The sequence below is a fragment of the Serratia proteamaculans genome (genome assembly GCF_949794035.1).
Classification (GTDB): domain Bacteria; phylum Pseudomonadota; class Gammaproteobacteria; order Enterobacterales; family Enterobacteriaceae; genus Serratia; species Serratia proteamaculans.
This window is the reverse complement of sequence record NZ_OX461105.1, coordinates 3,327,878-3,352,640: the sequence shown is the minus strand read 5'-3', so window position 1 is coordinate 3,352,640 and position 24,763 is coordinate 3,327,878. Positions and strand designations below refer to the sequence as shown.

Annotated in this window: 21 protein-coding genes; all 21 read right to left on the bottom strand. The window is 57.3% G+C overall.

The features are described from left to right. Nucleotides 1-8: 8 nt before the first annotated feature. On the bottom strand, nt 9-2,675 hold the full coding sequence (gene tssH / locus QOT07_RS15645) for a type VI secretion system ATPase TssH (RefSeq protein WP_283603491.1): 2,667 nt from the start codon (nt 2,673-2,675) through the stop codon (nt 9-11). Between the two features lie 56 nt (nt 2,676-2,731). After that, nucleotides 2,732-3,805: a type VI secretion system baseplate subunit TssG gene (tssG, locus tag QOT07_RS15640; RefSeq protein ID WP_283603490.1), complete on the bottom strand. Its 1,074-nt coding sequence runs from the start codon at nt 3,803-3,805 to the stop codon at nt 2,732-2,734. Then, nucleotides 3,802-5,688 carry a type VI secretion system baseplate subunit TssF gene (tssF, locus tag QOT07_RS15635; RefSeq protein WP_283603489.1) on the bottom strand — a complete coding sequence of 629 codons (1,887 nt, stop codon included), beginning with the start codon at nt 5,686-5,688 and terminating at the stop codon, nt 3,802-3,804. Before tssF ends, tssG begins: the two co-directional genes overlap by 4 nt. Before the next feature lie 4 nt (nt 5,689-5,692). Next, nucleotides 5,693-6,268 (bottom strand): type VI secretion system baseplate subunit TssE, encoded by a 576-nt coding sequence (locus tag QOT07_RS15630; protein WP_283603488.1) that lies wholly within the window; start codon nt 6,266-6,268, stop codon nt 5,693-5,695. A 2-nt stretch (nt 6,269-6,270) separates the two neighbouring features. Continuing rightward, nucleotides 6,271-7,086: a type VI secretion system accessory protein TagJ gene (locus QOT07_RS15625; protein ID WP_283603487.1), complete on the bottom strand. Its 816-nt coding sequence runs from the start codon at nt 7,084-7,086 to the stop codon at nt 6,271-6,273. Between the two features lie 17 nt (nt 7,087-7,103). Then, on the bottom strand, nt 7,104-8,090 hold the full coding sequence (locus QOT07_RS15620; protein ID WP_283603486.1) for a type VI secretion system-associated protein: 987 nt from the start codon (nt 8,088-8,090) through the stop codon (nt 7,104-7,106). A gap of 30 nt (nt 8,091-8,120) precedes the next feature. Continuing rightward, nucleotides 8,121-8,894 carry a PP2C family protein-serine/threonine phosphatase gene (locus tag QOT07_RS15615; protein ID WP_099064677.1) on the bottom strand — a complete coding sequence of 258 codons (774 nt, stop codon included), beginning with the start codon at nt 8,892-8,894 and terminating at the stop codon, nt 8,121-8,123. Further along, on the bottom strand, nt 8,894-10,624 hold the full coding sequence (gene tagH / locus QOT07_RS15610) for a type VI secretion system-associated FHA domain protein TagH (RefSeq protein WP_283603485.1): 1,731 nt from the start codon (nt 10,622-10,624) through the stop codon (nt 8,894-8,896). The genes QOT07_RS15615 and tagH overlap by 1 nt, the downstream gene beginning before the upstream one ends. Nucleotides 10,625-10,901: 277 nt before the next feature. Beyond that, the gene (locus tag QOT07_RS15605; RefSeq protein WP_283603484.1) at nt 10,902-11,276 is read right to left on the bottom strand and encodes a T6SS amidase immunity protein Tai4 family protein; all 375 of its coding nucleotides are present in this window, start codon (nt 11,274-11,276) and stop codon (nt 10,902-10,904) included. Beyond that, nucleotides 11,261-11,740 (bottom strand): type VI secretion system amidase effector protein Tae4, encoded by a 480-nt coding sequence (locus QOT07_RS15600; protein ID WP_135317060.1) that lies wholly within the window; start codon nt 11,738-11,740, stop codon nt 11,261-11,263. The genes QOT07_RS15605 and QOT07_RS15600 overlap by 16 nt, the downstream gene beginning before the upstream one ends. A gap of 52 nt (nt 11,741-11,792) precedes the next feature. Continuing rightward, nucleotides 11,793-12,275: an Hcp family type VI secretion system effector gene (locus QOT07_RS15595; protein WP_012145727.1), complete on the bottom strand. Its 483-nt coding sequence runs from the start codon at nt 12,273-12,275 to the stop codon at nt 11,793-11,795. Between the two features lie 196 nt (nt 12,276-12,471). Then, on the bottom strand, nt 12,472-12,912 hold the full coding sequence (locus tag QOT07_RS15590) for a T6SS amidase immunity protein Tai4 family protein (RefSeq protein ID WP_283604370.1): 441 nt from the start codon (nt 12,910-12,912) through the stop codon (nt 12,472-12,474). Nucleotides 12,913-13,051: 139 nt separating this feature from the next. After that, on the bottom strand, nt 13,052-14,557 hold the full coding sequence (tssC, locus tag QOT07_RS15585) for a type VI secretion system contractile sheath large subunit (RefSeq protein WP_085117362.1): 1,506 nt from the start codon (nt 14,555-14,557) through the stop codon (nt 13,052-13,054). Nucleotides 14,558-14,560: 3 nt separating this feature from the next. Then, nucleotides 14,561-15,097 carry a type VI secretion system contractile sheath small subunit gene (tssB, locus tag QOT07_RS15580; protein ID WP_099064671.1) on the bottom strand — a complete coding sequence of 179 codons (537 nt, stop codon included), beginning with the start codon at nt 15,095-15,097 and terminating at the stop codon, nt 14,561-14,563. A gap of 104 nt (nt 15,098-15,201) precedes the next feature. Continuing rightward, complete coding sequence (gene tssA, locus QOT07_RS15575; protein WP_219016541.1) at nt 15,202-16,227, bottom strand: type VI secretion system protein TssA; 1,026 nt, start codon at nt 16,225-16,227, stop codon at nt 15,202-15,204. Nucleotides 16,228-16,250: 23 nt separating this feature from the next. Beyond that, on the bottom strand, nt 16,251-16,970 hold the full coding sequence (gene tagF, locus QOT07_RS15570; RefSeq protein ID WP_112349606.1) for a type VI secretion system-associated protein TagF: 720 nt from the start codon (nt 16,968-16,970) through the stop codon (nt 16,251-16,253). Between the two features lie 18 nt (nt 16,971-16,988). Beyond that, on the bottom strand, nt 16,989-20,627 hold the full coding sequence (gene tssM, locus QOT07_RS15565) for a type VI secretion system membrane subunit TssM (RefSeq protein WP_283603483.1): 3,639 nt from the start codon (nt 20,625-20,627) through the stop codon (nt 16,989-16,991). Next, complete coding sequence (locus tag QOT07_RS15560) at nt 20,627-21,829, bottom strand: DotU family type VI secretion system protein (RefSeq protein WP_283604369.1); 1,203 nt, start codon at nt 21,827-21,829, stop codon at nt 20,627-20,629. The genes tssM and QOT07_RS15560 overlap by 1 nt, the downstream gene beginning before the upstream one ends. Before the next feature lie 21 nt (nt 21,830-21,850). Continuing rightward, nucleotides 21,851-23,197, bottom strand: coding sequence for a type VI secretion system baseplate subunit TssK (gene tssK / locus QOT07_RS15555; protein WP_099064666.1), 1,347 nt, complete (start codon nt 23,195-23,197; stop codon nt 21,851-21,853). 40 nt (nt 23,198-23,237) lie between these two features. Continuing rightward, nucleotides 23,238-23,768, bottom strand: a complete 531-nt coding sequence (gene tssJ / locus QOT07_RS15550; protein ID WP_099064665.1) for a type VI secretion system lipoprotein TssJ — start codon at nt 23,766-23,768, stop codon at nt 23,238-23,240. A 26-nt stretch (nt 23,769-23,794) separates the two neighbouring features. Continuing rightward, nucleotides 23,795-24,295 carry a type VI secretion system accessory protein TagV gene (tagV, locus tag QOT07_RS15545; RefSeq protein WP_099064811.1) on the bottom strand — a complete coding sequence of 167 codons (501 nt, stop codon included), beginning with the start codon at nt 24,293-24,295 and terminating at the stop codon, nt 23,795-23,797. Nucleotides 24,296-24,763: the final 468 nt, after the last annotated feature.

Genomic DNA, 24,763 nt, shown 5'->3' with positions numbered 1-24,763 from the left:
CCGCGGCGTTATGCCTGAAATTGACAAATAAATTCGTTTTGCTGTAGCGCGATATGCAGTTGGCGATAGCGCTGATCGTTGGCGCTGCCGGTCAGTAAGGTGTGGCTGATCTGCGGCAGCAGATTGTTGGTCAGAATGGCGTCGACCATACGGCCGCCGGACTCCACTTCGGTACAGCGGCTGACGATTTGCTCGATCACCGCGTCGTCGAAGGTGCAGACGATATCGTGGTTTTCCGCCAGCCGGCGTTGTACCCGTCCCAGTTGCAGCCGCACGATGTTGCCCAGCGTGGCGTCGGTCAGCGGGTAGTAAGGCACCACCAGCAGGCGGCCAAGCAGCGCCGCCGGGAACACCGACAGCAGCGGTTCGCGCAGGGCACCGCTCAGCGCCTCCGGTTCCGGCATCAGATCCGCATCGCTGCACAGTCCGGCGATCAGATCGGTACCGACGTTAGAGGTCAGAATAATGATGGTGTTACGGAAATCGATGTGGCGGCCTTCGCCGTCTTCCATCCAGCCTTTATCGAACACCTGGAAGAAGATCTCGTGTACATCCGGATGGGCTTTTTCTATTTCGTCCAGCAGTACCACGCTGTAGGGGCGACGGCGCACCGCTTCGGTCAGCACACCCCCCTCGCCGTAGCCGACATAGCCTGGCGGGGCGCCTTTCAGCGTTGAAACGGTATGCGACTCCTGGAATTCGCTCATGTTGATGGTAATCACGTTCTGCTCGCCGCCGTACAGCGTTTCCGCCAGCGCCAGCGCGGTTTCGGTCTTCCCGACGCCGGAAGGGCCTGCCAACAGGAAGACCCCGACCGGCTTGTTCGGATCGTCCAGCCGTGCCCGAGAGGTACGTACCCGGCGGGCGATCAGATCCAACGCATGTCGCTGGCCGATAACCCGTTGGTTGAGCGTATCCGCCAGTTGCAGTACCGCGTCAATCTCATTTTTGACCATGCGACCCAGTGGGATACCTGTCCAGTCGGATACCACTGCGGCTACCACGTTGGCATCGACAGCGGCGAAAATCAGCGGAGCCTCACCCTGCAACTCGCTCAGTTGTTGCTGCAATTGCGCCAACCGGGCGCGCAGTTCTTCGGCAGTGGGGACGGTTGGTGATTCATCTGTTGTGGCCTCGTCAGTTGGCTCAGCTACAGCGTCTTCCCCGTGCAGTTCGGCACGCAGATCGATGATCTGTTGGATCAGCGCCAGCTCATCCTGCCAGCGGGTAGTGAGCTGTTCCAGTTGCTGTTGCAACAGCGCCAACTGAGCTTCGATATCCTGCGGGCGCTGCGGATTGCCGATGCCGACCTTGGTTTCGCGCTGGGCGATCTCCAATTCAATCTGTAATGCTTCAATGCGGTGGCGGCAGTCTTCCACCTGTGCGGGTTCCGCATGTTGACTGACCGCGACGCGTGCACAAGCGGTGTCCAGCAGCGCTACGGCCTTGTCCGGTAACTGGCGGGTCGGAATGTAACGATGCGACAGACGCACGGCGGCGTCGACCGCCTCATCCAGCAGCAGCACGCGGTGGTGTTGCTCCAGCGGGCTGACGGTGCTGCGCAGCATCAACAACGCCTTGTCTTCGCTCGGCTCATGCACCTGCACTACCTGGAAACGGCGGGTCAGCGCCGGGTCTTTCTCAATGTATTTTTTGTATTCCGACCAGGTGGTGGCACCAACGGTGCGCAACTGGCCGCGTGCCAGCGCCGGTTTCAACAGGTTGGCGGCATCACCGGTGCCCTGTGCGCCACCGGCACCGATCAGCGTATGGATTTCGTCGATAAACAAAATGATGGGGGTCGGGCTGGATTGAACTTCATCAATCACCGTCTGCAGACGTTTTTCGAACTCGCCCTTAACCCCGGCTCCGGCCTGCAACATGCCGATATCCAGTAGATAAAGCTGAACATCGCGCAACTGCGGCGGGACGTCACCGGCCACAATACGCAGCGCCAGCCCTTCGACCACGGCGGTTTTGCCGACTCCGGCCTCACCGGTCAGCAGCGGGTTGTTCTGGCGGCGACGCATCAGAATATCGACAATCTGGCGGATTTCTTCGTCACGCCCGGTCACCGGGTCAATCTCGCCGTTGCGCGCCCTGGCGGTCAAATCCTGAGCATATTGCGCCAGCACGCTGCCGCCGCTTTGCGCCGCCGTCGGGGTAGTCTCGGCCTGGGCGCTCGGCGTCAGGTTGTTTTCTGCCGAGTGGGCGGTGATGGTGGCAAATTGCTCCATCAGCAAATCGGCGTTGATGTGTTCAAACTGTGCGGAGATGGCCTTCAGCAGGTGGCGCAGGCTGTAGGTTTTCAGGATGCCAAGCAGCAGATGGCCGCCGCGGATCTGTGTGGCACCGAACTTCAGCGAACCATAAACCCAGGCACGCTCTACGGCGCTGTCGATATGCTCGGACAGATCGGAAATCGCGCTGGCACCCCGCGGCAGACGGTCCAGCGCCTCGACGATATCGCGCGCCAGTTGCGCCTCATCCAGTGCAAAGTGGCGGATCACCTGTTGCAGGTCCGCATCCGGTGCCTGCATCAGTTGATGCAGCCAGTGCACCAGCTCAACGTAAGGGTTACCGCGCAGCTTGCAAAACGCCGTCGCACTTTCCAGAGAGGTGAATAACAGGCTATCCAGTTTGCCAAATAATACCGAGCGGCTGATTTCAGACATGGTTTTCCTCAGGTCTCAGAGTGGCGGAGCGCTGTATGGCTCCGGCCAGAATAAAGTCAGAACGGGTTTTCCAGCGGTTCGGGGCTGAAGATCAGATCGTCAAGGTCGCGTTGGTGGCGGGCGTCTTCCAACCAACTGCTTAATCCCAGGCGCTGAGTACCGCCGAGTTGGGTGCCGCTGAGCTGATCTTTCGCCAGAATCAGCCGCAGTTCCCAAACAAACTCGATGCCCAGATATTGGCGCACCCAATCACGCAACTGACGGCACAGTTCGGCACCGGGCAGAAAACGCTCATAGTTTTGTTGTGACATTGGCCCCAATTCGATGCGGAACTTGTGTTGAATATCGCGTACTGCAATGCCAAGGAACGAGGATTCTCCCAGCCGGGGGGCACCGCGACCCGCCATGAGGCGAGCCTGTTCGCGTGGTTCTACCCGCAGCCAGTGCGGTACGTTTTCCACGATGCGCACCGGTACCTTGAAGTACTGCTGCAAGATTTTGCTTAATCCTTCCGGATCGCGGCTGTGGCGAATCAGATGACCGGCCATAAAATGCTTGGCGTGGGCATTGATACTGTCGCGTTGTTGTTGCGCCGGTTGGCCGATGCCAATCAGGCTGGAAAGGTATTGGTCGAAACGCCGGTCATCCTGACGATCCAGCGATACCGTGGGTTGTGCATCGGCCCAGGCGCGGTAAAACAATAGCGTTAGCCGGTGGTGAAACAGGTTGGCAAAGGCCAGCAGGGTGGTGTCCTGATGGTGATGGACCCGTTCACGCACGTATTCGGTCAGGTGCAGCGGCAGCGGCCCATTGGGACCAAACAGGCCAAAGCTGAAAATCGAAACGTCGTGTAACGGACTTTGCGGCCGTGGGCTGACCTGTGCCAGCGTCGACGGGGCGAACGACAGCGAAGGTTCTTGCCCCAACCGCAGCATTTCATGGTGTGGCAATGGGGCGCGGCCCAGCAGGTAAGCTTGCCCGCCCTGAGCATCGAGGCGACGCAGCAACTGAAATAAATCGTGTTTATAAGGCGCATTGCTCAGCCGCTGCCAGAAATCCTCCGGCAGGCGGTGCAAGGCATTAATCTGTGGCGGTGCCGTCAGTTCCGCCCCGGCGAGATGCGGGCTCAAATCAGCGTCCTTTTGCCCATGCGCGCCTGCCAGTGGGCGATCTCGCCGCGTTGTTGGCTGGAAAGCGTCATTTCGGTAAAGGTGTTTATCGCCACCAGTCGGGAGAACAACCGCTCCAGCACGCTGCCCAACAGGTAGGGGCTGCTGCCGGAGAACGACTGCTCGTCAACGGTCAGATCGATGGCGATGCCGCGTGCGAATACGATCGGGCCTGGCTCGGGTACGCGGCGGTAAACCGGGCGCAGGTTACAGTGGCGCACGCCCTGGATCTGCTTGGTGATTGCCGGTTCGCTCAGGTTACCGTACAGCCCGAGCAACTGGCGCAGGCTGGCAGCACCTTGTTCCGGGTCACCGTCCATCATGCTGAGGTAGTTCAGTTGCAGCTGGCTGATCAGCCGCCAGGTGATCATGCCTTCGGCCAGAGCCGGGCGCGGCGGTGTCGGGCCTTTTTTCAGCGACACCTGTTTAATCGGGATCGAGTCCGGCATCACGAAATTGCCCTGATCCTGTTGCAACAGCATTAGCGGCAAATCGCGGCTGGTACACAGCACGTCGGCGGTGAGGTATTTCAGGTCGCTATGCCAGGGTGACTGCCGTTCATCCACCAGCGAAACGAACACTTCCGAACCGACATAGCCGGTGCGGGTGCCGTAGCGACGGGCGTGTTCGGACAGCGTGCGCTGTTCGCGGCGCAGTGAAAAGTAAGCGCCATAGTTGCCGTCATCCGCGCTCAGGGTGCTGTAAAACGGTCGAAACTCCTGCTCATAGCGTTTTTCGCTGGCGCTGCCGCCGAGCCGTTGAACAGAGAACACCTCATAATCAAGTGGGCGAATATTATCGACCACCAGATGATATTCATGGCTTTTTTCGCTGACAGTGATGCGTTCGGCGACTTTGGGGAACAGATTAATCACCGGCGTGCAGTGCAGCGCCAAATGACTGACGTCGATCACCCGTTCCAGCGCCGCATCCTGGCGGTCAAGCAACACCAGGATCTCAAACTGCCGCAGCGTTTTTTTGCCTTCACGTACGCTTTGCAACAGCGGGCGTATACCGTTGACGCTGAAGAACTGGAAGCGCGCCGGGAAGGCAAAATATTCTTGCAGCAGGCGATAGCCTTCAAAGTTGCGCAGATCGTTCGGTAGCAGTGCCTGATCGGCGGCAAAGCCTTCCTGGCGTAACCCATCCAGCGCCAGCACTCTCCGCTGCGGTTGCGCTTCCACCGTCTGGCAAATCAGCCCGACGCTGTGCTGCATCAGCAGTTCCAGCAGTTGCTGCGCCTGCAAATCCGGGCCAGCGAGGTAGAACATCAACTGGTCTAACTGCAGGTTGTTCAGCGTGACGCTGTCATAACATTCCAGCCGGATACGCAACGCGCTGACACAGCCGTTGTGCTGCAACCCCAGGCTGGCCAACGGGATATCAGCCGGAATGCCGCCCAGCTCGACGCTTTTCAGCCGCACAGGCTGCAGCGTGACGTCGTGCGCGGTGGTATAGCTGCAGGTGATGCCGCTCTTTTTCAGCGACTGGCTGTCCATCATGGTGCCGCGCGGCACCACAAAGCCGTTGCTGATGTCGCCTTTGTTGCTGTCCGGTTGCAGCTCGGCAATCGCCATCGACGGCGTCGGCGACAGGTAATTGGGGTAGATAATCTCCAGCAGGCGTTGGGAGAAACGTGGAAACTCCGCGTCCATCTTCAGTTGCACGCGCGAAGTGAGAAAGGCGAAGCCCTCCATCAGACGCTCGATATAAGGATCCGCCACGTCGATGCCACGCATGCCGAGGCGGCCCGCCACTTTCGGATACTGCTCGGCGAATTCCGCGCCCATCTCGCGCAGATAGGCCAGCTCGCGGTTGTAATAATCTAAAAGTTTACTGTCCATCGGCTTACCCTATGTCTTTCAGATCGAAGTGACCGTTTTCCAGGTCCACGTCGGTACGGAACAGAAACTCCAGCGGATAGGGCACGCACCACAGGCGGCCCTTGATTTCAATCGATAACACGTTGTGCAGTTCCAGCGAGCCGGTGTCCGAAATGCAGCGCACCTGCAGGCCATCGGGCAGGATGCGTGGTTCGAAATTGAGGATGGACTCGGTCAGCGCCTGCTGAATATCCTGCCATTCGATATCCGACATGCGCTTGCCGGCCAGCGAGGCGATGCCATAGTTCAGGGTGGATCGCCGCACCTGCGGGAAGTCGCTCAAATCGAGACTGGATTCGCTGTTCACGCAGTTAAACAGCCACTGCAGGTCACGCAGCACCCGGCGACGCAGTTCGCTGTGCGAGACCAGATTGCGCACCTGCGCTTCCTGTTTTTTCAGCGGTTGGTCGTCGGTCAGCATGTCGAGCAGCACCGGCTGCATTTTGTCGCGTGACGTCAGGCGCTCGCTGTCCTGACGGGCGCGATAGCCCTGACGGCGCAGATCGCCATCATCATGTTGGGTTGGCCGCTTGCTGTTCATGATTAGGCGCTCGCGTTAAAACTCAGGTGGCGCAGGCTGTGCAGCGGGAACCCATCGTTCTCGCTCAGCCAGGTTTTCAGGCCCAGTCCGGCGTAGTGCGGACCCTCGCCCAGCGCGAGCCACTCGGTGCGTTTGCCGAGCAACAGGGCATCGTCGCTGTCTGCGGCCAGCGGATAGCGAGCAGGCAGTTGGCAAACCTGTTCACGACCGTCGTTCAGCCGTACCAGTGCATGGCTCCAGACCAGATCAATGGCGCTTTGCGGTGCCTGGAACTGAATTTCCGCGATATCGGCAAAAGGCAGCCAGTAATAGGTGCCGTTCAATGCCAGTTCGCACACCGGGCCGAGGCGGCCGTCACCGTCGGTCAGCCAGTCAAACGCCACCGGCTGTTGCTGTTCATCCAGGGTCAATTGTCCGGCACTGGCCGGTGCCGCTTCCAGCGCGCTATCGCGCAATGCCTGCGCCTGTTCAGTTTCACCCAAGACATCGTGACGTAACGCCTGGATCATCTGTTGCAGCCAGGGCTGATTTTGTTGCAGTAGCGCGGGGGCTGCCTCGCCGGCGAACACGGCCTGACGCTGCTGTTCCGCATTGATCGATTGCATTAACAGCAAAGTGGTCGGCTGGGCGATCGGCTTCAGAGCCTGCCAGGATTTCAGTTGCGCGTTGGCGCGCTGCCAGTTACCGCTGATACACAGCAGTTGCACCAGCGCCGCACGCAGATCGGCATCCGCCGGTCGCGCTTTAATTTCACTTTCCACTGTGCCGATAGCCGCGCTGACCGAGCCGCCTTGCAACATGTTTGCTAATGATTTCACGGGGCTTTCCTTAATAATCAGTGAGTGGCGTCGTTAACCGACAGGTAGCTGCCACTGGCAGGATCGACCCGATCGCCGGCCAGCTTTTCCACCAGTTTGAAACTCAGCGGCGTGGCCGGGTTGGTCAGCAGCGGCTGCCAGGCACGTTGCACCTGTTCAATGCGTTGTTTGATTTTGTTGGTATCTGCGGCTTGTTCACGGGGCATTTCGACGATCACTTCGCCATTAAACGACCAGGCGTGCAGCTGCGGTGCGAAAGGTAGCAGCAGGAAACTGCCCGGAGCCTGCGGGTTGGCGCCGAGCACCAGCCGCTGCACGTTGGCACTGACCACGCTCAAGGGGTGATCGCCGACGTTGATCTTCACCAGCGGGTAGCCCTGGTAGAACGACAGTGCCGGCGAAGCGGTTTTGCCATTTTGCTGCAGTGTCACGCTGCTATTGCCGTTTAACCCGCCGTCCTCACCACAGCGCAGTGCGTCGCCGCTCGGGATGAACAGCGCGCTGCCGTTGGTTTCTTCGTTCCAGTAGGTGCGGAAATGACAGCCCTGCGGCAGGTCAAATTGGGGTACCGGTGCACTGTCTGCCTGCGGAGAGGTGATTGCCACGGCAGCCGGGATCACCGGCGCTGGGGGAGTCATCGGCTCGACGGCCTGCTGTTTTTGCACCGGCTTCCAGCCCCGTGCCTTGCTGGCTTCGCCAGACGCCAGTTTTTCACCGCGCTTGTCGGTCAGCGTCCAGGGCAGTTGGCTGGCCTTGGCGCATTGCTTGGCCAGCAGATTGCCGACGCGGGGCAGGAAGTCATCCAGCACGGCGGGATCTTTGCTCTGCGCCGAAACGATGCGCAGCGGGATGGTTTTGCTGCACCAACTGGCCGGTTGGCTATTTTTGACGTCGTCGATAAACACCTCCAGCTTCTGGCTGGGGGAGTAGACCAAGCGATAATTCGCCGCCTGCGCGGCCGGTATCGCCATCAGGGCGATAAATCCGGGCATCCAGTATTTCATAGGGAACCTTGCTGTAAATGTGTACCTGACTCAGTCGCGGGACAAGAACCGCTCTGCATCCGCCAGCGAATGCAGCAGGGTGGTTTCCTGCGGTGAGCCAATCCAGACGGCGATAGCGCTGTAGTTATCGCTGTTATTATTTTTCTTCCATGCTTGCTCCATCAGGGCAATCCACTCGCTGGGGGAGTTGACCATATGCAGCGATTGTTCCAGTTCCGACTGGGTAAAACTGTGCCAAAAGCCGTCGGTGCACAGCAGAAAGACGTCGCCATCTTCCAGTTGCAACACGTCGCTGTAGGTGGCGTCGCGCTCTTCATTCAGGCCCAGAGCGAAATACAGCAAATTGCTGTTGATGCCGCTGGTCTGGTAGCCGGCGTCCTGCATTTGCTGGATCAGGCTGTGGTCGGTGGTGACCGAATACAAATAACCGCGGCGGAACAGGTACAGACGACTGTCACCGGCGTGCGCCCAATAGGCCAGTTGGTAATCACGATCGATAAACAGGCTGACCAGCGTGGTGCCCATCTTGCTGTACTCATGCGCCTGTCGCTGCTGCTGGTGGATGGCGGCATTGGCACTGGAAATGTGTTGGCGAATGCTCTGGGCGTTCAGGTGCTTTTCACCGTCGAAGTTTTGCAGGATGGTGTCGTGTGCCAGCTTGGCGGCGATGTCCCCGCCGGGAAAACCGGCGATGCCGTCACAAACCACGAAACAGGCTGCGCGGTTGCCGACCACTTCGCCGGTCTGATCCTGATTAGAGGCGCGGCCGCCCTGATTGGAGGTAGAGGCTATAGTGATATTCATTACGCATCCGGTTGGGTCTGTGAGTCTTTATATTGATTCACTTCAACGTCATAGGCGTGCAGGAAGGCTTCGCCGAACAGGGTGTGGAAGTCGTCCTCGATTTCGCCAGAGGTCTGCTGATAGCTTTTTACGAAGTAATCCCACAGGGCCGCCTTGCGGCTGGCGGGCAGCGACAGGCGAGGGGCCGCGCCTTCCTTACGCGCTTCTTCTTCGAGACGATCCGGGTTGAACGACTGCAACATGGCGGCGATGATGGCGCGAATACCGGCGATCATGCCTAGCTGGTGTGCCTGCAGGTCGATCAGCGCGTCACGTACCGCCTGTTCTGGCGGCATAAACCCCGGCATTTTGCTGCCGAACATCTGCATCAACACCGTCTTGCCCGAAGGCAGCAGTTTGAATGGGTTATTGGCCTCATCGAGGATCATGGTCATCTCGGCCTTCACGCCACGCTTAAGGATCGAGCGTGAAGACAGCAGAGCGACAGTGCCCTGAGAAAACAGGCTCAGCAACCGACCGGCCTGACGGAGCTGTTGCTCATCAAAGTGCGGCTGTGGCTGTAGATCATCCAGACCGACCCCTTGCAGGAGTGCCGCCAACAGTGGGCCTTCCAACCGTTCGCCGCTAGTTACTGAACCATGTTGAGTGCGTGCGGACTGATAGGCGATCGGATCGATACCCAGGCGGTTGGCCGGACGCGGACGCGGCTGAGCGGTGGTTGGCTGAACCGGGGGGGAATATTGTGGCTCTGGTTGCGGTAGCGGCGTTGGCTGTGCGACCGGCTGCGGCGCGGCTTTGGGTTGAGGTGTTTCCTCGCGAGCTACCATTGCCGGCTGTTGCAACGGTGGCTGGGGTAACTCCGGCTGTGTCAGAGGGACGGCACTGCCCATCAGCAGACCGAGGGGATCGTTGCTGTTTAATGCTTCCGGCGATGCGGGAGTGGAAGAACCGCCAAACAACGCCAACGGATCGAGCTCCTGCTCATTTTTTTTCAGCTCAGCGGGTTTGATCGGCGCAGCTTGGCTGGTGGTCGGACGCTGTTCGGCCAACAGTGCACTCGGGGTGGTATCGGCCAAAATTGGATCGCGTTCGAAGGTGGTGTCGGTGTTGAACAACATTGCCGGATCGGTTTGCTGCGACTGCAGTTGACGTAGTTCGACGCCGCCTGCCAATTGCGCCAGCGGATCGGCCGGGTTCATCTCAGGTTCTGGGGTTTCCAGCAGCGGATGGCTGTCCTGATTAATGATGGGAGCCGGGCGCGGATTCACCGCTGCGGCTGGCGTGAACTCTTCTACCAGGCTGTCCCAGATCTCATTCGGGATGGGGGCAGCCGATTTTTCTTTGGCGACCGGCGTAGTCACTGGCGCGGTGTCGGCGGTTTTAACTGCCGGCTGAGCCTGCGGTGCAGCCGCTTGCTGTAAGGAGGTGACCTGGATCTGGTAATCGTCGATGCCGAGAATGTCCCCATCCTGCAGTTCGACCTGACGGCCGCGCTCCAGCGGGATATCGTTCAGCAGCACACGGGTGACGTTACCGCGGTTGGTCACGCGGCATTCACCGTCAGCAGAAATATGTACGATCGCCTGCAGCCGGGAGATGGCGCGCTCTTCGTCCGGCAGCACCAGGTTGTTGTCCACGCTACGGCCAATGGTGCCGCCGGGCGGCAAAAAGTCGCAGCTACTCTGTGGCGCAACCTGGCCACTTTTATTTTTCACAATAGAAAATCGCATAAGGCATTCCTGCTGATTAGGATGTATACCCTAAATAATTTGAGTTGCATTAAGGCGGCAAGGCCGTAAATCCCCGGGAGCTTACTCAGGTAAGTGACTGGGGTGAGCGGGCGCAGCCAACACAAATGCAGCTTAAAGTATGACGGGCATATTGCAGTTAGTTATTATTTCGGTGTTTGGCTTACCAAAATTAGCGGCTATTTTGGTAAGCCGGTTTATGCTGTGGTTTTTTGCAAATATTTAAAGGTCAATTGGGATTTGAGGTCAGTTATAAAACCTAGTTGTCATCTTTATCTTTGTACTTGCTGATTATTTGTTTTAGTTCCTGGCTATGGTAAAGGTCGATACATTTTGCCATCGTCATCGGTTCGCCAGACATGCTGTCGTATTGACGTGCTAAAAACTGTTTGGCGAGATTACGAACTGCGGTGTGCGCTTCAAGGGAGTAATTACCAAACTCGGTATAACCTCGAGCGGCGGCCGCGGCGTCATTTTTCACCTCTGCAGCTGAATAGCCTTCGGCAATACAGACGCTAAGTGCGTAGTTTTTCAAATAATCTTCAGAGGAGTATTTTTCTTTAGCATTGGCAGTATGAAAGCATGTGAATGCAAAAATGGAAATAATGCCAATTAGTTTTATTTTAACAGCCATATTGAAGCCTCGCTTGCCTTTGGGAAATAGCAATGATCTGAGCAGATGGTTCCGTTCCACAGTGTTGCATGTCCACTGGCATCATTCCACCCCGGCACAGTGAATACTAATATGCCTCTATTATTTGAAAAATCACTTGGTGTTGGGTTTTTGATAGTTCTATCAGGTTTGCCAAATTTATAAGACAAGAAATTAATAACGTCCCTGACTCGATATATGTACCAGTTCTTATCTTTCCCTGAGACGGTTTTCCAGGAACCACGTTCAACTTTGAAACCTGAATAGTTAAGTGTGTAACTCATACGTATAGCGCAGGCATTGGTGAAACCTTGTAATGGGTCATTAATGCCTAGTTCAATATTGACGCCAACATTCCCGCCAATTTTTTTACCGACCTCAACAATATCCAGATTTATTTCATTAAAACGTTGCCAGGCTTGTTGGAAAGAGGGGCGATTCATCATAACGTCCTATGTTAGGAGATGCCCCATAATCAGGGGCATCTTTATGGAAAGATTAAGCTTCGCGGTTTTCCTTGATATTCCAACCTGCGCTGCTTTCTGCGCCTTTGCCGCCTTTATCGCTCTGCTCCCAGTACTGCTGTTTCACTTTCGACGCCTGGAACGAGTAAGTCACGCCTACAGTGTCTTCACCGCCGGCACCGGTGTATTGCACGGCAGTGACCAGTACGTCGTCCAGGGTGATTTTGACGTATTCAACCTGGCTGCCACCGGCTTTACAGACTGACAGTTCAATCTTGGTCAGGTGTTTACCGCTGGAGCAGTGTTTCAGCAGCGCCGGGGTTGATTTGTCGACCAGCGCATTGACATGCAGATCGTTAAAGCAAACCTTACCGGCACCGCCGCCACCACCCACGCTCATGTTGCCTGGTTGAGAAGCGCCCCAGGAGAAAGAAGTAATGTCGGTCCAGCCTTTGTGATTTGAATCTTTAGATTCACCGCTGGCACCTTCAACTTTCAGGAACATATCAATAGCCATAGTTTCTTCACTCTTTATTAAGGGTTAACAGTAGTATTAACGTTACGTTGAAAAATTCAGGTAATAGCAGCAGGAATTGAAAGTTTGGTAATGCACTACCATTTAATATCCTTGTGCCATGCACCTCATTAAATACCGCATGCTTTCGGTATTAATTACCAAGCCATCATTAAAAAAGACAATGGCCCAATACTGATTACTGCGGGTTATCCTGATTCCACGAGTGATTAGGATCACCAACAATGACTTCACGAGATAATTTATCCAGCTCGGGGCTGTGATAAAGCCGCAGGCAGTTTAAGGTTACCCCTGTACTGCTGTTTTTAGTCTCGCTGTGAGACGCGTTCACTCTGGATTTGAACTTATCGATGAGAGTATTCACTTTCTCATCACCGGATTCGATATCAAACGGCATCCATTCTCTCATCGCATTGGCGGTTCTGGCCGCATCAAGAGAGAAGGTTTTGTCTGATTCGGAAACCTGCGCCAGACAGCGAGTTAGTGCCAGCTCTTTAACCACCTGGAAATAAGGCATTTGTTTGATAAATGCTACTGGGTCTTGGATATCCGTGGCTTGCGACTGCAATGAAACACCGAGGAGTGTTGAAAGCAGACCTGGTTTAATTAGCGTATTCATGTCAACGCCAAAAGTGGATTGAGCCATGCATCTGTTTTTGGCTGCGGTCCACGCCGCGAGAAATCGTGGTCTTGCTCCCATATCCTACCTCCATGTTATTTTTATCAGGCCGTGTTTCCACGGCCTGACTTTCAACACATCAGGATGCGTCGTTCTGCTTCAGTGAAGGCAGCTTCGATACCAGACGCAGGGAGACGGTCAAGCCTTCCAATTGGTAATGTGGGCGCAGGAAGAACTTGGCGCTGTAGTAGCCCGGGTTGTCTTCTATCTCCTCCACCTGCACTTCCGCCGCGGCCAGCGGTTTACGCGACTTGGTTTCCTGCGAGGAGTTGGCCGGATCGCCATCCACGTAGTTCATGATCCAGTCATTTAACCAGCGTTCCATATCGTCACGCTCGCGGAAAGAACCGATCTTGTCGCGGACGATGCACTTCAGGTAATGCGCGAAGCGGCAGCAGGCGAACAGATACGGTAAGCGGGCGGAGAGCTGAGCGTTGGCTGAGGCATCGGCGTCATAGTATTCCGCCGGCTTCTGCAACGACTGGGCACCGATAAAGGCGGCAAAGTCGGAGTTTTTCCGGTGCACCAGCGGCATGAAGCCGTTCTTGGCCAGTTCGGCCTCGCGGCGATCGCTGATGGCGATTTCGGTTGGGCACTTCATATCCACGCCGCCGTCGTCGCTCGGGAAGGTGTGGCACGGCAGATTCTCTACCGCACCGCCGGATTCCACCCCACGGATCGCAGTACACCAGCCAAACTCTTTGAACGAGCGGTTGATGTTGGCGGCCATGGCATAGGCGGCGTTGGTCCAGGTGTAGTTACCGTGGTTGGCACCGTCGGTTTCTTCCTCGAAGTCGAACTCGTCAACCGGATTGGTACGAATGCCATAGGGCAGGCGCGCCAGGAAGCGTGGCATCACCAGGCCCAGATAGCGGGCATCTTCCGATTCACGCAGGCTGCGCCAGGCGGCGTATTCGGTATTTTGGAAAATCTTGGTCAGATCACGCGGATTGGATAGCTCCTGCCAGGACTCCATCTGCATCACGCTCGGTGCGGTACCGGCGATGAACGGGCAGTGGGAGGCGGCACTGATTTTCGCCATCTCACCCAACAGCTCTACGTCCTGCGGGCTGTGATCGAAGTAGTAATCTCCCACCAGACAACCGAACGGCTCGCCACCGAACTGGCCGTACTCTTCCTCGTACACCTTCTTGAAGATGGGGCTCTGGTCCCAACCCACGCCTTTATGGCGTTTCAGCGTGCGGCCCAGCTCCTGCTTGGAAATGCTCATAAAGCGGATTTTCAGCATTTCGTCGGTTTCGGAGTTGTTGACCAGATAGTGCAGGCCGTGCCAGGCGCCTTCCAGCTTCTGGAATTCGGCGTGGTGGATAATTTGGTTAACCTGTTGCGACAGTTTTTCGTCGATTTCGGCGATCAGCGCCTGAATGGTGCGGTAGGCGTCAGAGGAGACGGTAACGGTATTTTCCAGCGCCTGCTGCGCCAGGGTTTTTACCGCATTTTCAACCGCTTCCTTGGCCTGATCGGTCTTAGGCCGAAATTCTTTGTTCAGCAGCGCACTGAATTCATCACTGGAGAAGCTTTCGGTGGTCTGCAGCGCTTTTTGTTGCTGAGGCGAGTTGCTCATCAATTAATCCTCACGCTGATTGTTGTCGTCTTCTGCAGCCGGTTTCGGCGCATCGGTCAGGGATTGCAGCAACGCCGGGTTTTGCAAGATCTTCGAGATCAGCTCTTCGGCACCGTTTTTACCGTCCATATAAGACAGCAGGTTGGAAAGCTGAGTACGGGCATCCAGCAGGTTGTCCAGCGCGTCAACCTTGCGGGCGATCGCGGCAGGGGAGAAGTCTTCCATGCTTTCGAAAGTCAGGTCGATGTTCAGCTTGCCTTCGCCGGTCAGGGTGTTGTCGACCTGATAAGCCACGCGCGGTTTTAGCGATTTCATGCGTTCATCGAAGTTATCGATGTCGATCTCCAGGAATTTGCGCTCATCAACGCTCGGTTGCGGATCAACCGATTTCCCCACCAGATCGGCCATTACGCCCATCACGAACGGCAACTGGATTTTGCGCTCTGCGCCATAAATTTCGACATCGTATTCAATCTGTACGCGCGGTGCGCGGTTGCGGGCGATAAATTTCTGCCCGCTGCGGGATTTCGAGTTTGGCATGATTTACTCCATCTTATGGCGATTGGGAACGCGCCTCTTCCGGCTTGGAGAGTCAGGTTCAAATGCAGGTATGACTATCGTTAAGAGAACAAAGGGATCGGCGGCTAGTTGTTCTCCTCGTTATCGGGACGACCGAGAATGGTCTCCAGTTGGTTAAGACCATCGGGCGCCAAATCGCGGATAATTTGCATAAAGTCCAGTGCAATCAGCCGTTGTACCCGGTCGATCATCAGCGGTGCCGGGTGGCTTGGCTCATGAAGACGAAAATAGCTTTTTACCTTGTCCAGCATCAGTTGGGCGTCATCGCGCGACTGAATCTGTGCACTGCGCCAGTTGAGCGTGGCACCCGATGGCGCTGTGGCTGCGTTTGTGGGTTGGGCGGCAACGTCATCTGGCTGTTCGGCCGTTTCGGTAACCGGGGCGATGCCCTGACCGAACTGAGCGACCAGGGCAAAGATTTTGGTCAGGTTGTGCATTTCCGGCAGGGCGCTTTCCCCCAAATGGCGGATGACCGTCGCGCGGATAGCACCGAGGGTTTCGGCGATGTGCACCACCAACTGCGCTTCCGGGCGGTCCGGTTGCGACAGTTCGTCCTGCAGGCGCGCTCGGCCGCCGGGGAAATTAGGACACTCCAGCTTGCTGCCGTCGAGCAGTGCCCCGGCATCACGCAGTGAGATTTCACCAGCGGCCCCTTTCAGCAGCGGCGCGGCGCGCACGCTGGCGGTCAGCGTGGCTTTATCACCGAGATCGGCCAGCACGTTGATGCGAAACAGCGGGTCGGCCTCGCCGTCGAATTCCAGCAGTGGCAACAATGTATCCCAGTAGCGATCCAGCGCCTGATGGATCAGCATCAGGCCGTCGGCGTAACCCTGTAGCCCGCGCAGTTGCGTCCAGGCGCGGGTCAGGCACAGCATCACCCGTAAATCTTTGGTGCGCGCCAGCAACGTGGTCGCGAGTCGCTCCACCTGCACCCAGTCCGGTGCTTCTGCCGGGATAATGGTGCTGCCGAACTGCTGCTCACTCTTACCGGTGGCAGCCTGCTCCATCGCCAGAAAATCGGTGTCGTACTCCAGGTTTTCGCCGCAGGGATTTTCTGCGTCAACCGGGGCTAACAGGGTGTCGATAGCCATAAAATTTCCTTCAACAGGCGAGGTTAATCAAACATCTGCGGATAGTGACCGCCACGACCGGGGCGTGCCCAGCCATTGGGTTCAAACAGCAGAGAGAACAGTTGCACGGTAAGGTTGCCGCTGTGCACATGGGTATAGAGCGGATGCCCATCGGCCTGATTGGTCCACCAGAAACTGGTGTACTGCGCTGGATCGAAGCAGTCGGCCGCCTGTTGCCAGCCGAGGCCGGGCACGTCCGGATGCTGGAAACCGATGATCGACAGGATCTCGGAATCTGTCTCAACGGGTGGGCTGGCAAGAACAGGGATCTCCAGCAACGAACGGTCGAGTTGCTCGGCAGAAAAACCATTGCGCACGCCATTCAGTAACCGATGCCCGAGCTGGTTGTACCATTCTGCCGCCATGTTCAATTGCTGCATTCGCCAGTCTTCCTGGCAGAACAGGCGCAGAGCACAGATCGGGTAATGGCGTCCCACCCGATCACGGGCGGGCAGCAGGCAGCCCATTTGGACATACTGGCTGCCGAGCGTGGCCGGAATGACGAAGTTCCATACCGGGGCGTTGCTGAAAGGGTGCCCGTTCGGCCCTGGTGGATTGCGTTGCAGGTTCACCAAACCGTTGTGAAACCAGTGGGCCCAATTGTTGACCACCAGGTCGGGCAGGCGACGCTGCAGGAAGTCACCGGCGGAAGGGATCTTGCCATACCAGCCAATGCTTGTGGTCGGGCTCGGGTCATTGCTCATCATCTTGTCCTTTCGGGGCTACGGGCAGGAGAATGCCGGCAACTGGAACGGATTGCGGATACTGTTGGCCGTGAACTCCAACGTGACGCGGTGGCCATCCAGATTAAAGGTTGCCTGACGGCCGAGGCTGCTACTGCCGGCGGAGGACTGCGCCGTATCCACCAAACGGTTCAGCGCCCAGGGGCCGCTGGTCACCAGGCTGGCGGTGGAGCCGTTGGCCAGCGCCAGTTGCAGGTGCACCTGATTGGTGTTGCGGGTACCCGGCCAACTGACCACCAGAGGAACCTGCGGACCGTGGCTGTATTTGAACAACTGCCCGTCGATATCCAGCGTCAGGTTGAGGATGTCGTTATCCATCCGCACCGGTCGTACGGTCACGCGGTAAGACGGCGCGGCGGTACCGTTGGCGAAGAAGGCATCACGAATACGTTGCGCCTGCTGGAATGAACGCAGGATGCCTTCGCCACCTGGCAGCGTCTTGCCGTCGACGCCAGGGGTAAAACGCCAGTTGGCGCGGGTGGTATCGACCTTGCCCTGCAAGTTGTCACGGAAGAAGCTGTCCATCAGTCCGCTATTGGGCGCAAACATACGTGCCAGGTCGTCCGGCGTCACTTCCTGCCGAGCCCGGGCGGCCAGAGGGTAGCGTCCGGCGATCGCCTGACGGCAGAAGCTGCCGACTTCGACACTGATGCGTTTCTTGACGTTTTCCATCTCCTTGCGCTGGGTGTCACTGCTGGCACCGATTGCCAGCGACAGCAGCATCTGTTTGAACGGCACCGGCAGACGTCCGGATTCGGCCTGCAGGCGAGAGATGATATCGCTCGGCGGGGCCGACATGCCGCTGTTGGCCGCGCCCTGGACCGCAGTCAGGTAGCTGTATAGCTCATCAACCTGTTTGAGCACGCTGTCGAACGGGATCGCTTTGTTGCCTTCCCCCTGACTTTGCGCCAGTTCCAGTAACGCGGCAAAGTGCGCCATCACCAGTTGTTCCGGCTGGGCAGAGACGTCGCCGTCGGCGTTGGCAGGGCGGTTGGTGAACAGGGCTTCCAGTTGGTGGTTGGCGTTCTGGCTCAGCCGATCCTCGGTTTTATCCAGCAATGAGCGGGAATCAGCGTCGCTTTTCTCATCGCGCAGGGTGACATTCTTGCTGACGTTGACCAGCAGGTTCCGCATTGGCGAAGGGTTGCCGGATAACAAACGTGCGCTGCTGATGCGCTGGCTCAGGCTGCCAATATTGGCCAATTGAATATCACCCAACAGTTCATCCCAGGCGCTGATAAAGTCCTGCATATACAGTTGGCGAATGGTTTTGATCAGATCGGCGTTTTTCTGATCCGGCGTTTTGCTGTTCAGCACCCAAACATCTTCCTGACGCAGGGTATCGGTCACCGGATCAATATTGTCGTTGAAGGTTTTCCAGTAGCCTTGCGAGGTAAACAGGCCCGGTACACCGTCGGTCACCGGCTTGCCGCTTTTGCGCGAAAAAGCCAGTTCGGTCTGCGGGCCGGCCAGGTCAACCAGGCTGACCGGTTTGATTTCGGTCTGTTTCAACAGCAGGCGCTTGAGGCGGCCGTACACCCGTTGCGACAGGGGAGTACGGTTCAGCGCGGCCTGTGCTTGCTCGACCAAAGGTTCATCTTTGGCATAAGGCGAAGCCTGGATCTGCACGTCGAGCAGTTGGCTCAGGTGCCACTCAATCTGCTGCAACTGTTTTTGCGTACTGCCCTGCGGCAGGTTGCGCTGCAGGTTGAGCATTACCCAGGCGCGCAGGAATTTACCGTCGTACTGTTTCGGCAGATACAACATCTGATAGGCCTTCAACGCTTCGTAGCTGAAGTCGGCATCGCCGTGGTTGTCGTTACGCAGCGTAGTGGCGATCTGCTGCGCCACCTGCGGCAGCAGCAACTCCTTTAGTGCTTTCTGATACAGCGAGTCGCTGGCGTCGCTGACCTGATCGCCACGATACAGCCCCATGCGATAAGTGAACGGGGGATCTTCCAGCGAGAAGTTTTGACTATCCGGCAAATGCAGCACGCTGTTGAGGAACGGCAGCAGCGATAACATGTCGCCGTTACCCAACTGCGTCAAACCCAATCCCTGACGTTCCACGCCGGGCACTTTGGCGGCAACTTCGGCCAGATAGGCCTTGTTGTTGCTGTAACTGGTGAACCAGAAAATCGCCAGGATCGCCAGGCAAGCCGCCAGCGCGATATAGCCTGCCCAATGCAGGGCGCGGTTGCGGTATTCCCACCAGCGGTTGCTGCCTGCCAGTCCGGACTCCTGGAAAATTACCGATTCCAGCGTGTCTTTCAGGAAAAAGCTTTGGCCCTTGGTCGCCGGGATGGGCGCGGTCGGGTTCACATTGTCCCAGGCCGGGTTGGCATGCTGTTGGCTGTTTGCGGTCGGCAATTGCAGGTAACGGTTCAGTTCGCCCATCACCCGATCGAAAGGCAGACCTTCCTGGGTGCCGCTGGTGAAGTAAATGCCGCGCGGCGTAAAACGAGTCTCAAAACTGGAGGTGGCAAACACCTGATCCAGATACTGGCTCAGCAACGGACGCAGAGCGGCGAATTCCTGCGGAAACAGATAGGTTTCGGCGCGTTGGCGGGCGTCATGTTCAACCAGCAAAGTCTCAGGCAACGCGGCATCCAGCCGTTGCTGCAGCAAGGTGTATTGTTGTTCGAAGGTGGCGTTCAGGTTGAAATCCGGCTGACGCGAAGCCTCATAGGGGAAAGTGAATCCCCAAATTTGGTCGCGTTGCGCCTTATCAAAGCCGTTGAAATAGGCCATAAAACCATTGAGCAGGTCGGTCTTGGTCACCAATACGTAAACCGGGAAATGGATCCCCAACTGCTCATGCAACTCAATCAGGCGTTTACGCAGCGCGCTGGCCTGCGCGGCACGGGCATCGCTGCTGTCACTCAACAGATCGGCGATGCTGATGGTCACCATCACGCCGTTGATTGGTTGACGGGTACGGTATTTTTTCAGCAGGCTGACGAAGCTTTTCCACTCGTCGGCATCTTCTTCTCGCTGGCTTTCCTGTGTGGTATAGCGACCGGCAGTATCAAGCAACACGGCGTCATTGGTGAACCACCAATCACAGTTGCGTGTTCCTCCGACACCCCGTAGGGCAGATTTGCCGAAGCGATCTGCCAGCGGGAAATGGAGACCGGAGTTGACCAGCGCGGTGGTTTTCCCTGCGCCCGGTGCACCGATGATCACATACCAGGGGAGCTGGTAAAGATATTGACGGCTGAAGTGAGTCATCCAGCGGTGCTTGCTGTTGCCCTGGCCCGGTGCGAAGCGGGCTTTTTTCAGCAATTGCGCCGCTTCATCAAAACGCTGGGCCAGCAGTTCATCCTGTTTGGCTACCGGCTTGCCGTTTTCTGCCGGGATTTCCTCGCTGGCACGCAGGTTGCTCAGCAACCTACGGTTGAGCCAGGCATTGTAGATACGCGGAATAATGCGGCACAGAAACCAGATCAGATAGAGAGCGCCGATGGCTAACTGGCGGTTGAGTTCCGGTTCCAGCGGGCGATAATCGCCGATAGCCACCAACGGGCCGATCATCCAGATGATGAACGCCAGCGCGGTAATACCGGCAAAGCCCCATAACAGGCGACTGGTGATGATGGAGAATAACGTACTGAGCATTACTTTCCGTTTCCTTGCGGCAAGCCGTTGATTTCCGCCTGGGTATTTTCTGGCGCAACCAACAGCGTAATTTCTACCCGACGATTCAGCGCCCGGTTCACTTTGCTATTGTTCGGTGCGACCGGGTTGCTTTCACCACGGCCCTCCGCCTTCACCCGTTGCGGGTTATCGAGGTGTTTCTGCAGCCGGGCGCTGACCGCCTCGGCGCGGGCCAGTGAAAGTTCCCAGTTGGAAGCGAAGCGCGCGCTGCGGATCGGCAGATTATCGCTGTAGCCGGTGACCAGGATCTTGCCGCTGACGCCGTTCATGGCGGCGGCAACGCGGTCAATCACCGGAATATAGTTGCCGCGTACCGTGGTGGCGGCGGAGTCGAACAGGCCGTCACCCTTCAGGATCACCACGCTTTGCTGTGCTTCGTCACGCACCACCACCAGGCCTTCGGCAATTTCTTTACGCAGGAAGCTTTTCAGACTCAGCGTCGGGGGCGCCGCCGGTGCCGGGTTGCCGATGGCAACCTGAGGCAGATTGGTCTGATAAATGGCGGCCAATACCGGGCTGGTACTGTCGCCCAGACGCCAGTTGAGGGCGATAAACAGCAACGACGCCAGGAAACCGGTCAGCGCCACGCAGGCCCAGAGCGGTACCAGTGGGCGCCACAGCTTTTGCTGCACCGGCAAGTCCAGTGCGTTGGGGGACAGCGGTGGGGCATAACCGCCACGCACCGAGCGGATCAGTTGCAGCAGGCGCTGCTTCATGGTCTCCAACTGCGAACGACCGTTCTCCATCACCCGGTAGCGGCCTTCAAACCCCAGCAGCAGGCAAAAGTTAATCAGCTCCAGCAGTTGGATATGTTCGCGCGGACTTTGCGACAGCTTGGCCAGCAGTTGGAAGAATTTTTCTCCACCCCAGGTTTCGTTGTGAAAAGTCACCAGCAATCCGCTGCCGGACCAGACGCTACTGCTGCCCCAGGGGGTCAGCGCGGCGGCTTCATCCAGCGCGGTGCACAGGCAATAACGTGCGCCGATAATCACTTCATACGGCAGGTTGGCGCGCTGCCCGTGGAGTTCAAAGTGACGTACTTTATCAATCAGTTGCTGGCGCAGTTGCGCCGGGTTGGCGTGGGTGGCCGACTGACGGATTTGCGAGATGGCGTTCAGCAACGGGTTGGCGGCCTCTACCAGCGGGTTGCCCGTCGGCGTCATGCTATTTTCCTGAGTCATAAGTTACCGGTCCGTATGGCTGCGAATCGCCCAAAATTCCATATCCAGTCCTGGGAAATCGCCGGCCAGGTGCAGGGCGAAGGCGCTGGATTTTTCCATCTGTTTCCACAGGTCGCTGCCTTTTTCCAGTTCGAAATAGGTGTAACCCGCGTGATAGGGGATCTGACGTGGCGCGGCCGGCATGGTACGCAGCCCAATGCCCGGCAGTTGCAATTGAACCAGATCACGGATACGCGTGACCGGGGCTATCTTCATCTGCGCCGGGAAGTGGGTCAGCAGCACTTCGGCGGCCACGTCGGCACGTACCGCCAGCACGAAACCGAAGTCGCGCATCATTTTGGTGTCTTGAACGGTGGCGATGTTCAGGCCATGCGAACGCTCGACCAGGGTCAATTGGATGGCGTTGTCTTCCAGCACCACCGACAGTCCCTGACGCAGTAACAGCATTAACTTGCCAAAACACAGTGCCAGGTTGTCATGGTCATACACCGGTAGTCGGGCTTCCGGCGTGCGCTGTGCCGAGAAGCTGGCGAGTTCGGTGGCGAATTGCAGCCAGTCGGCGAACAGGCGTTCCGGGTGCAGATGATCAAGATGGTAAGCGTGGCTCACCTGGCCGAGATGGCGGTTAATCAGTTGCAGCAGCATGAAGTCGACCATTTCGGAACTGCCGCCGCGTCCCGGTTGCAGCAGGCGCTGGCTCATCTGTTGGCTGCGCTGTTGTAACAGGCCCTGCAAATCGTTGATAAAGTTTTTCAGCACCGGGCTTCCCTGACAGTTCAGCATCGGCGGGATTTGCACCTGATCGAGACGCAGGCTGGCATCGCCGCGTTTTTCCAGCACCCGGGTGACACCTAGTGCCGTCCATTCAGCGTTAAGGTCGCTTTCCAGCATCAGGCGCAGGCGCAATTGACCAAACTGCAGTGCTGCGCTGCCGACCGAGACGGCGTTCAGGTCGTCGACTTCGTTTTCATAGGCCAGATAGCGTGCCAGCGCGTCCGGCGCTTCCTGAAAAATCACGTCTTCGCGGCCCGCGCGATAGGTCGGCAGGGCCAATACCACGTTTTCGCCGGTCTTGTTTTCGGCAATGGTCAGCGGGGCGGGTGCCTGTTGGGCGCCGGAGAAACGAAACGGCGTGCCGTCCGGCATGATGCCGCTGGCAGCGTTGAGGGCAATTTTGCCCTGACGCAGCAGGGTCTGATCCAAATCCAGATTGAGGAAACCCCAAAAACAACCCTGGTGGGCCTGGCCCCAATTGCGCATGTAGCTTTCGAGATAGTTTTCCGCCTGCTGGAAATGGTGAGGGCGTAAAAACATCCCTTCAGTCCAGACTACCTTATGAGCATCTTTCATCATCACACCTTTGGTTACTTCGCTTCAGCACAGCGGTGGGTCAGTCGGGATCTTTCAGGGTACGCAGGCCACTAATGCCTGCGACGATGTGGGCTTCCAGCTCATCCGGCGAGAATTGCCATACTTTGTAAAAATTGGTCTCGGTCGGTTCCGGCAGCGGTAAGGAAATGCGCCAGGCTTTGCCATCGAGGTTTTGATATTCGGCGATGATGCCGATATATCGGGTTTCCAGCGTGCTTTGGCCGCTGAGCTTTTTGCCCATCTGGCCCGGAGTCAGGAAGAACTGGTCACTGTCCAGCAGGCTGGCTCCCAGCACGCTTTTCGCATCGCTCTGCAGGCTAAAGAAGTCGGCCTCCATAAATTCCGCATCAGAGCGCAGCAGCAGCACGCGAATTTTAATCGGTGCAGGACGTTGACCGGCTACGGCATTGACCTGGCGGTCGGCGTCAAAGACCAGGCTGTAGCGAGAGGGCACACTCTTGGCAGAGGACATGCAGCCGCTGAGCGTCAGTGCGCCCAATATCAGGAACAATAGCCCGCACCGGCGGGAGGTGATGGATGTGGTTATCATGTTAAGTCTCGTCAACCTGGGGGGAACTACTGAAGGATCCAGGTGGCAGAGCCGGCGCTTTTACAGGCCTTGCTGTCACCGCCGACTTTTACGCAGTCCTGCGGGGCGGTACGGGTACGGCGCGGTAAATCTTTACGCAGCGTCGATTTGTAACGCGTTGCCGGTACACCGGCGTTGGTCTGGATGTACCCCATCAGGTCGCCTCCGTCGACTTCGGAGATTGCCAGCCAGTGGTTTTCTACTTCACCCAACGCATAGAAAGCGGCGGCATTGTCCAGGCTACCGACCGGAGTGCCGTTGTAGCCGGGGCTGCTCATGATGCTGGCGGCGTACAGACTGCGGTATTCCTTGCCTATGGGTTTGAACTGTTGGGGAGCTGTGATGGCGACGCGGTGCTGCAGTTTTACACCGTCCACTTCGCTGCTGATCAGGGCGTTGTTATCGAGTACCGGTGGTGGTGGTGGCGGGGTGGAGCAGCCGGCAAGCGTCAGGGCGGTCAACAGCGTTAAGGTAATCCGTGTTTTCACAATATCCTCTTTGAGCTTTTTATGGGCAGAAATGAAGCGGCTGTGTAATAAAAGCGCCGACTGGAGGCGCAAGCGACATTATTTTTAGCTGGCAGGTCAGGATGCGTATCAGAGGTGTTTTGCCGGCTGAGGCGAGTAAACCACCGTAGCCGGCGAACCTTTCAGCCATGGGGCAAAGGTATCCGTCGGGATGCCTTTTTCGTCGTGGGGGGAGTGAAGGGCTGATGATTAACCCAGTGGCCGAGCGGTAACACTTTATGGGGCAGTTGCCACAGTTCGGGTTTAGGGTGCAGACGCGGGGATACCCCGATGTCGGCTAGCGCCAAAACGGAGACATCCGGATGATGTTTTCCCTGCCCGTGGCAAGGACGATAAACTGCGCTTGGGCGCATTGGTTTTACGGCTTTCATTGTGTGTAAGGCTTCCCGTAGATATCAGCGAACAGCCAGGCCGCATCGCTCAAAAACA

Coding starts and splice junctions, on each gene's coding strand:
- tssH (WP_283603491.1), bottom strand. CDS start 2,675: ATGTCTGAAATCAGCCGCTCGGTATTATTTGGCAAACTGGATAGCCTG.
- tssF (WP_283603489.1), bottom strand. CDS start 5,688: ATGGACAGTAAACTTTTAGATTATTACAACCGCGAGCTGGCCTATCTG.
- QOT07_RS15630 (WP_283603488.1), bottom strand. CDS start 6,268: ATGAACAGCAAGCGGCCAACCCAACATGATGATGGCGATCTGCGCCGT.
- QOT07_RS15620 (WP_283603486.1), bottom strand. CDS start 8,090: ATGAAATACTGGATGCCCGGATTTATCGCCCTGATGGCGATACCGGCC.
- QOT07_RS15615 (WP_099064677.1), bottom strand. CDS start 8,894: ATGAATATCACTATAGCCTCTACCTCCAATCAGGGCGGCCGCGCCTCT.
- tagH (WP_283603485.1), bottom strand. CDS start 10,624: ATGCGATTTTCTATTGTGAAAAATAAAAGTGGCCAGGTTGCGCCACAG.
- QOT07_RS15605 (WP_283603484.1), bottom strand. CDS start 11,276: ATGGCTGTTAAAATAAAACTAATTGGCATTATTTCCATTTTTGCATTC.
- QOT07_RS15600 (WP_135317060.1), bottom strand. CDS start 11,740: ATGATGAATCGCCCCTCTTTCCAACAAGCCTGGCAACGTTTTAATGAA.
- QOT07_RS15595 (WP_012145727.1), bottom strand. CDS start 12,275: ATGGCTATTGATATGTTCCTGAAAGTTGAAGGTGCCAGCGGTGAATCT.
- QOT07_RS15590 (WP_283604370.1), bottom strand. CDS start 12,912: ATGAATACGCTAATTAAACCAGGTCTGCTTTCAACACTCCTCGGTGTT.
- tssC (WP_085117362.1), bottom strand. CDS start 14,557: ATGAGCAACTCGCCTCAGCAACAAAAAGCGCTGCAGACCACCGAAAGC.
- tssB (WP_099064671.1), bottom strand. CDS start 15,097: ATGCCAAACTCGAAATCCCGCAGCGGGCAGAAATTTATCGCCCGCAAC.
- tssA (WP_219016541.1), bottom strand. CDS start 16,227: ATGGCTATCGACACCCTGTTAGCCCCGGTTGACGCAGAAAATCCCTGC.
- tagF (WP_112349606.1), bottom strand. CDS start 16,970: ATGAGCAATGACCCGAGCCCGACCACAAGCATTGGCTGGTATGGCAAG.
- tssM (WP_283603483.1), bottom strand. CDS start 20,627: ATGCTCAGTACGTTATTCTCCATCATCACCAGTCGCCTGTTATGGGGC.
- QOT07_RS15560 (WP_283604369.1), bottom strand. CDS start 21,829: ATGACGCCGACGGGCAACCCGCTGGTAGAGGCCGCCAACCCGTTGCTG.
- tssK (WP_099064666.1), bottom strand. CDS start 23,197: ATGAAAGATGCTCATAAGGTAGTCTGGACTGAAGGGATGTTTTTACGC.
- tssJ (WP_099064665.1), bottom strand. CDS start 23,768: ATGATAACCACATCCATCACCTCCCGCCGGTGCGGGCTATTGTTCCTG.